This is a genomic window from Paracoccus sp. ME4 (assembly GCF_046736325.1).
Classification (GTDB): domain Bacteria; phylum Pseudomonadota; class Alphaproteobacteria; order Rhodobacterales; family Rhodobacteraceae; genus Paracoccus.
Genome location: NZ_CP151276.1, coordinates 2,405,637 through 2,416,217, shown reverse-complemented (window position 1 = coordinate 2,416,217; position 10,581 = coordinate 2,405,637). Strand labels below are relative to the sequence as shown.

Sequence of the window (10,581 nt, the reverse complement as noted above, 5' to 3'; positions counted from 1 at the left end):
GACCGGTGCAGGGGTCCCTGAAAAAATGGGCCCGGTCTTGAGGCTTGCGGTCATGGTGGCAGAATCCCGTGGCCCTTGGACTGATGCAAAGCAGTTTTGGCCCGGAATTGGCCGCCCTCAGGTCGTTTCGGCGTAGGTTCCGGGATCAAGCGTCAGTGCCCGCAATGCGTTCAGGATGACCGCAATGTCGATCGCCTCCTGCAGCAGCGCCCCTTGGACGGGGGTCAGATATCCAAGCGCGGCCGCGATCATGCCCATGATCGACAACCCGATTCCGGCTACGACGCTTTGCACCGCGATGCGGCGCGCGCCGCGTGCGACCACAAGGCCAGGCAGCAGCCGATCCAGATGGTCGACCAGCAGGACGACATCCGCAGCCTCGGCGCTGGCGGCGGCGCCGCGCGCACCCATCGCCACGCCGACATCGGCAGCCGCCAGCGCGGGCGCGTCGTTCACGCCGTCACCCACCATCATCACCGGACCGTTCTTGCGTTCGGACAGCACCAGGAGCACCTTCTGATCGGGCGTCAGATCGGCATGGACCGCGTCCAGCGACAGGCCGCGGCTGACGGCCATCGCGACCGCGTGCCGGTCGCCCGTGGCCAGGACAATGCGCGCGATGCCCTGTTTGCGCAGGCCCGCCAGCAGATCGCCGATGCCCGCGCGCAGGCTGTCGGCCATGACCAGCCAGCCCGCCGGTTGTCCGTCCACGGCCACCGCGACCAGCACCGCACCGGGTTCCTGTGCGGCCATGTCCCATGCCGCGATACCCGACCGCGCGGCCACGAACCCCATGCCGCCGACCACGACGGCGCGGCCATCGACGGTGCCGGTCACGCCCTCGCCCGGGGTTTCGACCACGTCGGTCGGGACGGGCAACGTGGCCCCGTTCTCGCGGGCGGCGGTCACAACGGCCTGGGCCACCGGATGCTGGGACAGTTGATCCAGCGCCGCCGCGAGATAAAGGATCCGATCGGTGGTCATCCCGCCGATCGTATGGACCGAAACGATCCTTGGCCGCCCGTCCGTCAGGGTGCCGGTCTTGTCCACGATCAGCGTTCTGATGCGGGCCATCGCCTCCAGCGGTTTCGCCCCCTTGATCAGCACGCCAAAGCGTGCCGCGCGCGACAGGCCCGCCACCAGTGCCACCGGCACCGCCAGGATCAGCGGGCAGGGCGTGGCCACGACCAGCACGGCAACCGCGCGGATCGGATCGCCCGTGAACCACCACGCGGCCGTCGCCAGGACGACCGTCACCGCCAGAAACACCAGCGAATACCGGTCCGCCAGCCGCGCCATCGGTGCGCGCGAATTCTGCGCCGCGCGAACCAGGCGCACGATCCCGGCATATGTGCTGTCAGCCGCGCGGCGGGTCGCACGCAGATCGAATGCCTCGCCCGCGTTTGTCGCGCCGCTCATGACATCGGCGCCTTGGGACAGGCGCACGGGCAGGGATTCGCCCGTCAGGGCGGACTGGTCCAGCATGGCATTGCCCGAGACCAAGACGCCATCCACGGGCGCCACCTCTCCCTGCCTGATCAGCAGCAGATCGCCGGGGGCGACGTCATCCAGCGGTACCTGGATCAACCGGTCGTCGCGGTACAGGGTGGTGGTGCGGGCCACGCGCGACAGCAGGTCCGACATCTCGCGTTGGGCGCGGCCTTGGGCGAAACTTTCCAGAAACGTCCCGCCCGAATACATCAGCGCGACCACCGCCGCCGCCAGCGTTTCGCCAAAGACCAGCGCCGCCGACATCGACAGCGCAGCCACGATATCCAGGCCGACCTCCTGTCGCACGAGGCCGCGGATGATCTCGGCCACAAGCGCGGCCAGCACGGGAATGACGCCCGCCGACCAGGCCAGCGTCGCCAGATCGCCCCGCCGCGCCGCCCACAGGGCCAGGCCGACTGCCAAGCCAAGCGCGGCGATGACCAGAAGGGCGGTTTTCAGACGATCCCGGACCATGATCAGCATCTTTGCATCGCCGCGCCGGTGTGCACATGCAGGGCGGTTACTGCCGGCCGTATTCGGGGCGCGCAAGACAACCGATCAATCAGTTGTGGCGGAGACCCCAAAAGGCATGGATTGGCGGCGTATCGACCCAACCATCGTATTGCAGCCTCAGCGGCGTCGGACCGAATTTCCACCCGAGATGATGCGCTGGATCAACGCTGCCGCACCTCTTCTCTGTGTCGCTTCGGGGCCGACAATGGTCGCCTGTGATGCGGCCACGAGGGTTTCCGCTGCATCCTCCAACAGCGCCATGATGTCTGCCTCCGATAGCAGCTCGCCGTCATTCAGCGCCAGAAGCAGAGATTCGCAGATGGCAAGCGCGGCCAAACCTGATGGGTCGTCATGGGGTGCCATCGTTTCCGTCCTTTACGGCGACACCCTTGTGAACCTCTGGTAGGATGTCTGAGCATTGCTGCCCACCTTGCCCTGCCTGCGGAGCAGTTGCGCTGATCTGAAGCAGTGGCAGGACAGCGTGGACATTTGATTTGTCAGTCGAGGGTTGCGATGAACGAACAGGGCGTCTCGGCAATCGTGCGAAAGCTTTCAGCCTTTGTGGTGCTCACGCAGGAGGAGCAGTCGGTGGTGGATGGGCTGTGCCGGCACCCTCGCCTGATCAGGGCGGGACATGACCTGGTTGTTCAAGGTCAGACGCGGCATTCGGCCTATATTCTGCAGTCGGGCTGGGCCTGTTCGTACAAGCTGCAGGAAGACGGGTCACGGCAGATCATCGACTTTCAGGTTCCCGGAGACTTTCTTGGCCTTCGCAGCGTGCTGCTGCGAACGTCGGATCACAGCTTTGAATCGGTCACCGACATCCAGGTTTCGGAGGTTCAGACAGCAGATCTCATCGCAGCTTTCGAATGCGCCCCGCGCCTGTCTGCGGCGATCTTCTGGGCGGTCTCACGGGACGAGGCGATGGTCGTCGAGCATCTGGTCGGGGTGGGGCGACGCGGGGCGGACAGCAGGGTCGCGCATTTCCTGTTGGAGTTGGAAACGCGACTGGCCCTGATCGGCCTGTCGAATCGACGGTGTTTTCGCTGTCCGCTGACACAGTATCACCTTGCAGATGCCCTAGGGCTAAGCGCGGTGCATGTGAACCGCGTTCTTCGGCATCTGCGCGAGGCCGGTCTGGTAACCTTTCGTCATGGCTTCGTGTCGATTCACGACCCGATTGCATTGGCTGATATCGCAGGCTTCGACGCTACATATCTTGACCAGGCTGAGCCCTTGCTGCGCTGAAGCGCCGGCGAACGCATTGCTGATGCACCTGACTGCGCCGAGTTGGCCTATCGGGGCAACAGCGACGCAAGCGTCGATGTCCACCTTTTCCACCGCAACCAACGCCCCTCGTCGTTCCTGCCCTGTGCTGGAGTCGTGCTGTCGGGCCCGCCATCCGACGGTTGCTGCGCGGGGATGGTCTGGGCGTCACGGTCCAGAGCCTGGCGCAGATCTACCGAGTGTATCTGCCGCATTTCGGCCGGTCCGGTCCCTGGACGTCGTCCGGGAACAAGCAGGTAGGCCGCTGTTTCCCGGAAAGCCGGAAAGCTGAGGCCATCCAGCAATTCCTCTTCGACCAGGATGTCGTAATGGCCCGGTGGGAACCTGTCCGCATGACCGGGCAAGTGGAAGTCGTTCCTGAAGTTGACGCTGTAGCTGGTTGAGCGCACGGTCATTGCAGCCTCCATGGGTGCCGGGTCGTCGCCATTCTATCGGCAAAGCCACACGGACAGGATCGCATGCCCCGCACCGGAGGCGCTGACCTAGATCAGCACACAGCGCATTCAGGCTGCCGCAGGCCCCATTCACGGCGCTGAAACAGGCTGCGGCTGTCGATCGCAGTCATCGCATCGCTGGGTGCGGCATCCTTTGGACGTGATCCTGCATCGCGATGGTCGTGGTTGCGGTCGTGGAACCGGCGGCTGCCTGCAAGGCGGCGGTCTGTCGGCTGATCCAGGCGTAGGTCTTGGCCAGCCCTACCGCCAGCCGCGCATCCGGCGCCCAGTCAAGGCTGGCCCGCAGCAAGGTGTTGTCCGAGGTTCGGCCCCGAACTCCGACCGGACCGGGAATGTTGCGCAGCGACAGCGACTTGCCCGAGATGTCGATGATCAGCCGTGCCAGCCCGTTGATCGAGACCATCTCGTCCGAGCCGATGTTCAGCGGTCCCGAGACGCCGGAGCGCATCAGCCGCAGCGTTCCCTCCAGGCATTCGTCGATGAACAGGAACGACCGCGTCTGAAGACCATCCCCCCAGACCTCGATGGTGCCACCGTCCTCAGCCTCGGCGACCTTGCGGCACAGCGCGGCCGGCGCCTTTTCCTTACCGCCCCGCCATGTGCCCATCGGCCCGAAGATGTTGTGATAGCGCGCAATATGACAGTCGATGGCGAAATTGCGGCGATAGGCCATATACAGCCGCTCCGAGAACAGCTTTTCCCAGCCATATTCACTGTCCGGATCGGCAGGATAGGCGCTGGCTTCGGAGCAGGTCGGGTTGTCGGGATCCTGCTGGTTATAGGCCGGATAGATGCAGGCCGATGAGGAGTAGAACAGCCGCCCGACCCCGATCCGGTGACAGGCATCAAGGACGTTCAGATTGATCGTCGCCGAATTGTGCATGATCTGCGCGTCATGCTCTCCGGTGAAGATGTAGCCCGCGCCTCCCATGTCGGCGGCGAGCTGATAGACTTCGTCAAAGCGTCGGTCCAGCACGTCGCGGACGACATGCGGGTCACGCAGATCACCCAGGACGAACCGGTCGGCGGGCGAGGCGGCGAAATCGGGATGCTTGAGATCGGCCGCATGGACGACCATGCCCTCGGTCTTCAGCCGCTCGACCAGATGACTGCCGATGAAGCCTCCCGCGCCCAGAACCAATGCTGTCTTCCGCATGACCGTTCCTTCTCTGTCTGACGTTGGCAGCGGCGACGATCCCGTGATGGTGCCGCCTGCCGTGTGGGATCAGCGTAAGCGCGGGAGAGGCCTGCAGGGCATCCGCTCCTTCGGGTGGCGCGCTCATCCAAACGGGCATGCCCGGCGTCACGCCTGCACCGGAAAGGTTCGCCCGGCCGCCCGCATCTGCTGTTCAGCCGAAAGGGCATCGCCAAAGCGGCTGCGCGCATGGCGGCGCAGGTTCACGCCCTCGATCGCGACCAGAACCGGTCCGTCGGATGAAACGGCAAGACGGTCCACGGCCAGGGCGACCAGCTTCCGGGAGGTCACACCCCATCGCGCCGCAAGGACCGTGCGCCCGACAAGGCCGGTCAGCTGCAGCGTGGTGGCCGAGGCCAGCACGGCGGGCGCATCAAAGATCACCGTGCTGTCGGTCAAGGCGGCCCGGTTCAGGATCCACCGAATTTCCTGCACGAACGAACAGGGCCTCAGGGCAGAGCTGTCGCTGAGGCCGATGACGCATGGGTTTGCGGGCGCCGCCAATTCGACGTCAGGGCCCTGCGGGCGTCCTCGGCGCGGGCGACCCTCGTGGCAGTCCACGATCAGCACCCGTTTCCCGTCCGCCACCAGTCCAAGGGCCAAGCCCGATGTCAGCAGCGTCGCATCCGCCGCATCGCCCGCAGGGCAGACCAGCAGGCTGGCGGGCAGGACGCCGCGCGACGCGGCCTGGATCATCGCGATCATCGTCGCGATGGCCTGCGCATGGGCCGAACCCGGATCCAGCCCCGCCAACCGGATCAGATCGCGTCGCTGCCTGCGGTCGGGCGCGGGCACCAGGCCCACCGGCACGGCGCCCGGCATCTGCCTGATCTGGTCATGACTGCGCAGGGTGCGGTCCATCAGCTCGCGCAATCCGGCGATCATCACCGCTGCGGCCGCCACCACCAGCAGCGCCACGGCAAGGGTGACCTTGCGGCCATGCCCCTCGGGGGCCGTGGGGGGGGTGGCGGGTGACAGGATCTCAAGGTCAAGGGCCGGGATCTCCTGCAGCGCCTGCAACTCGCGCCGCTGGCGCTGCAGGGCAGAAAGGGTCGCGGCCTCGGCCTCGACGGAGCGCAGCAGGTCGGCCAACTGCAGCTCGGCCAGGTTCTGCCGCGACAGGCCGCCCTGCGCCTGCTGCAATTGCGCGGCAACAGCGGATAGGGAGTCCTGAGTGGCCTGGAGGCGGGTGCGGACCGAGGCGCCGAAGATTTCGGCCTCGCGCAGAAGCTGATCATGCGTGCGCTCGATGCGTTCACGCGCCAGCGCTGCACCGCCATAGTCGGCACCGAATTGCGCCTGATTGTCCTGCAGGTCCTGCTGCTGGGCCTGCAATCGCGTGCGCAGGGCGGTCAGCGCGGCCGGTTCGTCCGTCAGCGGCATCAGCGGTCGGGCGGCTGTCTGCGGGATCATGGTCAGCGTGGCCGTCAGTGTGGACTGCGCCTGTTCCAGCTGGCTGCGGCGCAGCGCCAGATCGGCCACCGCCTGACCGTCGGGCGAGGCGGTGGGCGTGGCCGTCAGCCGGTAGTCGGACTGAAACCGGCGCGCCTGGTCTTGCACCGCTCTGTGGCGGCCTTGCTGTTCGGAGATGCGTGGCGTCAGCCAGGCGATGGCAGTGGCCAGCTGGTCCTGGCGCAGCCTGTTTCGCGACGCGACATAGGATTGGACGATCTGGTTGGCGACTAGGGCCGCCCGCTGCGGATCCTCGGCCCTGAAGGACAGCACGATGATGCCCGACGCGCCGTCCCGGCGCAGGTCCAGCCGGGAGAGGATCGCATCCAGCACACGCTGCGGGGCATTTGCCACGGCGGCGGCAGGCGCGGGCCTGCCGCCGATGACGAACCGCAACCAGTCCAGCGCCTGCGTCCTGAGCGACCGCCGGGTCGGGTCCAGCTCGGGGAAGCGGGCAAGATCCAAGGTGGCCGCGGCCTCGGCCAGGGTGGTGCGGGCGCCCATCCGCTCCAGTTCGGTGTCCAGGTTCAGTGCGGCGCGTGGCTCGGGTCCGGAGGGGCCATAGCCGGGCTCGGACAGGATAAGACGCGTCTGCGCCACATAGTTCTGAGGCATCAGCATGACCAGCGGCACCACGGCTGCCCCCAGCAACATCGTCATTACCAGAATGGAGGGCAGGCGCCGCCGGATCAGGCCGAAAAGAGCCGTCCATTCGATGTCCTGCGATCCTGCGGTATCGGCTGCCGGCATGGCGGGCCGGGCGGCGGCCGGAGCAGGTTGCGCCAGGGGGTTGAACCGATCGGTCATGCCGCCACCTGCTGCTGGGCGGACTGAGTGGACAGCGCGTGATACAGCGCGTTCAATGCGCGGACATAGCGGCCCATCTCCATCTGCGACAGATACAGTGCGCGGCCTGCCCGCGACACCTGCAGGCGCAATTCATGGTCAGTGATCAGCCGACCGAGCGCTCCGGCCAGGGCGGCGGCATCGCCTGCGGGAACGAACAGGCAGGTCTGCCCATCCGACAGCACTTCGGGATGGGCCCCGACGGGCGTGGTCACGACAGCCATGCCATGCGCCAGCCCCTCGATCACCGCCATCGCCATGCCTTCGCCATGGGATGGCAGCACCAGGATGTGACCCGCCGCGCAAAGCTGTCGCGACTGAGGCCCCGAAATCCAGCCAGGAATTGTCACGCGGGTCTGAAGGCCCAGACCTGCCGCATCGGTGCGAAAGGCCGCGACCGGGCCGTCCCCCGCCAGCGTCGCCATCCAGGGCAGCCGCGCCATCGCCGGGTCGGCCAGTGCCGCCAGCAGTTCGGGCACACCCTTGCGCGCGCCAAGCTGGCCGAGAAAGACGATGCGGCAGGTCTGGTCGTCGCGCACGCCGGGCGGGCCGGGGTCGGGGATGGCATTGCGCAGGATGACCGCGCGGTCAGGCCGTACGCCCAGCAGGTCCAAGGCGGTCGTCCTGTCGCGCGCGCCCAGGACGATGACCCGTTCAGCCGCGCGAAACATGCGCTGCACCGCCCGTCTCTGCCAGACGGGTCTGCGGAGGAAATCCGCCGCATAGTCGAAATCATGCAGATGCAGCAGATAGGGCTGCCCAATCGCCCGGGCCAGACCGGTCAGCAGCAGCTTGCGCGCGGTGCTGCCCCGCCCGGCCACATGGATGTGCTGCACCCGCGCCGGGCAGGTCAGGCGGTCCCAGATCAGCACCGCCATCGCCCCGGCCAAGGCCACGCCGGATCGCACGGGCCTCCAGCGCGGGCCGCGCGTGTCGCGGACGCGGTGCCGTCCGACCTGGTCCGGTGCGGTCACGATATGGCCCACCAGCCTGCCGATGCCGCCGCCCTGTTCCAGCCCGCCGGGCAGGTAATGACGCACGACCGTCTCTGGGCGGGGGCGGTCCGGCGTCCGTCGGTCGATCTGGGTCATGGCACGGTCCTGTTGCAGGCTTGGGGCGGCGACGGTGGCGGGCACCGGGGCGCAGGCTCAGGAAAGGCGGCCCGGCTCCGCCATGTCGGCGGAGATGGGTCCCGGAGGCATGTCACGGATGTCGCGGTAAAGGCGCGCCATCCGCGCACCCACCAGGTCGGGTCGGATCGGTCCCCGGGCCCAGTCCGCTGCCTGCAGAGCCAGACGGCCGCGCAGGACCGGGTCACGCCCAAGCGTCAGGAGCGCCTCGGCCAGCGCGGCAGGATCGTGGGGCGGCACGACCAGGCCAAGCCCGTGTCGACGCACCGTCGGCCCCAGCTCTCCGACATCGGTGGCGATGACCGGCTTGCCGAAGCTGGCGGCAATGGTCAGCACGCCGCTTTGCGAGGCTTCGACATAAGGCAGGACGACCACGTCCGCCGCATGGAACAGCGCCGCGACATCCCCGTCGGCCACATGGCCGTGCCGGATGTCGTATCGCGCCGGATCGCCCATCAGTCCGCGCAGCAGGGACGGGTTGTCGCCGCGCCCGGCCAGCGTCAGCGTCAGACCCGGCAGCCGGTCGACCAGCAACGCCTCGGCGCGGATCAGGTCGTCGACGCCCTTGTAGGCGAACAGGCGTCCGAACATCAGGGCATGCAGCATGCCCACCCGGCGTGGGTATGTCGTCGCAGGAACCGGCCCAAGGCGTGCATAGCGCGTGATCGCCGGATGCGGAACCACGTGGACGCGGCTGGCATCCATCCCGAAATGCGCGACGGCGGCGACCTTCAGACCCTCGCCATGAACCACAAGGTGATCGGACCGGCGTGCCATCAGGCGGGCTGCCCAATCGGGCAGGCGGCGGGTTTCGCGATCACCGGGATGCACGGATATGTCATGCACCGTGGTGACCAGCGGCGCGATCCGCGCCAGGGCCGGGGCGATGGCGTTCAGCCATAGCGTCGCGTTGCCCAGCACGTGAATCACATCCGGACGACAGGCGCGTGCCAGCCTGACCAGGCGTGCCAGCAGCATGGCGTTGCGCAGGGACCGCGTCCGGGGCCAGTCCAGCAGGCGCAGGTCGATCCGCGGGTCCGGCGCGGGCCGGATGTCGCGATACAGGCGTGCGGGCGCCGCCAGCACGACCTTGGCATGGTCGGCCAGACCCTCGGCGCAGGCCAGGGCGTGATCGACGGGTCCAGGCGCTATCAGGAGAACCTTCATGGTGCGGCCCCTGTCCCGTGGCGGCGCAGGACGCGCAGGGCATCACGCCCCCGTCGCAGCGGATGCGGTTCTCCGCCAAAGCGCAGGCCTGACAGGAACAGGCCGACACGCCCGCGAAGATCCGGCGGCCGCAGACGCGCGGCGGCGACCCGATGGGGGAAATGGTCGCGCAGGTCCAGCCTGCGATCCGTCGCTCTGGTCGCCAGAAAGGCGTTCAGCTGGCTGACCGTCAGCGCCCAATGGGCCATCCGGCGGCGCAGCATCGCATCATCGTCCTGCGCTCGATGCCAGGTGTTCTGATGGATGCGATAGCTGCCCAGCACCTGCGGCAGGGCGCAGACCCGCCACAAAAGCGGGATCGCGCCCACAAGCCAGGCATCGGCCGAGATGCGGAAGCCCTCCGGGATCGGCCCGACCTGCTGCATCGCCGCCCGCCGCACCGCGATTGCCGATGTCATCGGAAACGGCCAGACCCCCGCGCTGCGCAGCATGCGGGGGGCCAGATCGCCCTGGCACAGGGTGCGCGGGATGGGCCGGTCGATGACCGTGCTGCCGGTGCGGACAGGCTGGAGGCGGTGATAGACCAGCCCCGCCGCAGGCCTGGCGTCAAAGGCGCGCATGACCGCGTCCAGCTTGCCCGGGTGCCACCAGTCATCGGCGTCGAGAAAGCATAGGACGGCGCCGCGACTGGCCTTGATCGCGGCGTTCATTGCCGCGGCCTGTCCTTGGTTGGGCTGAAATATGGCGCGCACCGCATCGCCGTAACCGGCGATCACGTCGCGCGAATCGTCTTGCGATCCGTCATCCACGACGATGATCTCGGCAGACGGACCGTCCTGTTCCAGGGCACTGTCCAGGGCGCGGCCCAGAAACCGGCCATAGTTAAAGTTGTTGACCAAGACGCTGACCAGCGGTGGGGGCATCGGCGTCTCCTGTCTGTGACGCGGTGGCTGCCCGTTAGCCTAGAAAGGGCGACCGGCGGGCGTAACCGCTCCGATCGGAGGAACCCTCCTCCGAAAGGGGGGCAGGGCGCGCGGACATGCAC

At 67.5% G+C, this 10,581-nt stretch carries 8 protein-coding genes; 1 reads left to right on the top strand and 7 read right to left on the bottom strand.

Annotated elements, in window-relative coordinates; genetic code table 11:
* Positions 1–117: 117 nt before the first annotated feature.
* Entirely contained in the window at positions 118–1,965 is a 1,848-nt protein-coding gene (locus tag AACG61_RS12270) for a heavy metal translocating P-type ATPase (protein WP_411837413.1), read from the bottom strand.
* A 156-nt stretch (positions 1,966–2,121) separates the two neighbouring features.
* Positions 2,122–2,367 carry a hypothetical protein gene (locus AACG61_RS12265; protein WP_411837412.1) on the bottom strand — a complete coding sequence of 82 codons (246 nt, stop codon included), beginning with the start codon at positions 2,365–2,367 and terminating at the stop codon, positions 2,122–2,124.
* Between the two features lie 150 nt (positions 2,368–2,517).
* Between AACG61_RS12265 and AACG61_RS12260 the strand changes: the two genes are divergently transcribed.
* Positions 2,518–3,252 (top strand): Crp/Fnr family transcriptional regulator, encoded by a 735-nt coding sequence (locus AACG61_RS12260; protein WP_411837411.1) that lies wholly within the window; start codon positions 2,518–2,520, stop codon positions 3,250–3,252.
* A gap of 600 nt (positions 3,253–3,852) precedes the next feature.
* Here AACG61_RS12260 and AACG61_RS12255 read toward each other — a convergent pair.
* The 5 genes from AACG61_RS12255 to AACG61_RS12235 form a co-directional block, all read right to left on the bottom strand.
* A complete protein-coding gene (locus AACG61_RS12255; protein WP_411837409.1) occupies positions 3,853–4,902 on the bottom strand; it encodes an NAD-dependent epimerase/dehydratase family protein in 1,050 nt (349 codons plus the stop codon).
* Between the two features lie 147 nt (positions 4,903–5,049).
* Positions 5,050–7,200, bottom strand: a complete 2,151-nt coding sequence (locus tag AACG61_RS12250) for a GumC family protein (protein WP_411837408.1) — start codon at positions 7,198–7,200, stop codon at positions 5,050–5,052.
* A complete protein-coding gene (locus AACG61_RS12245) occupies positions 7,197–8,330 on the bottom strand; it encodes a glycosyltransferase family 4 protein (protein WP_411837407.1) in 1,134 nt (377 codons plus the stop codon). Before AACG61_RS12245 ends, AACG61_RS12250 begins: the two co-directional genes overlap by 4 nt.
* Before the next feature lie 57 nt (positions 8,331–8,387).
* Entirely contained in the window at positions 8,388–9,536 is a 1,149-nt protein-coding gene (locus AACG61_RS12240) for a glycosyltransferase family 4 protein (RefSeq protein WP_411837406.1), read from the bottom strand.
* Complete coding sequence (locus tag AACG61_RS12235; RefSeq protein ID WP_411837405.1) at positions 9,533–10,459, bottom strand: glycosyltransferase family 2 protein; 927 nt, start codon at positions 10,457–10,459, stop codon at positions 9,533–9,535. The genes AACG61_RS12240 and AACG61_RS12235 overlap by 4 nt, the downstream gene beginning before the upstream one ends.
* Between the last annotated feature and the right edge of the window lie 122 nt (positions 10,460–10,581).

Excerpts from the sequence above, each read along its gene's own strand:
- AACG61_RS12270 (WP_411837413.1), bottom strand. The coding sequence starts at position 1,965 with ATGGTCCGGGATCGTCTGAAAACCGCCCTTCTGGTCATCGCCGCGCTT.
- AACG61_RS12265 (WP_411837412.1), bottom strand. The coding sequence starts at position 2,367 with ATGGCACCCCATGACGACCCATCAGGTTTGGCCGCGCTTGCCATCTGC.
- AACG61_RS12260 (WP_411837411.1), top strand. The coding sequence starts at position 2,518 with ATGAACGAACAGGGCGTCTCGGCAATCGTGCGAAAGCTTTCAGCCTTT.
- AACG61_RS12255 (WP_411837409.1), bottom strand. The coding sequence starts at position 4,902 with ATGCGGAAGACAGCATTGGTTCTGGGCGCGGGAGGCTTCATCGGCAGT.
- AACG61_RS12250 (WP_411837408.1), bottom strand. The coding sequence starts at position 7,200 with ATGACCGATCGGTTCAACCCCCTGGCGCAACCTGCTCCGGCCGCCGCC.
- AACG61_RS12245 (WP_411837407.1), bottom strand. The coding sequence starts at position 8,330 with ATGACCCAGATCGACCGACGGACGCCGGACCGCCCCCGCCCAGAGACG.
- AACG61_RS12240 (WP_411837406.1), bottom strand. The coding sequence starts at position 9,536 with ATGAAGGTTCTCCTGATAGCGCCTGGACCCGTCGATCACGCCCTGGCC.
- AACG61_RS12235 (WP_411837405.1), bottom strand. The coding sequence starts at position 10,459 with ATGCCCCCACCGCTGGTCAGCGTCTTGGTCAACAACTTTAACTATGGC.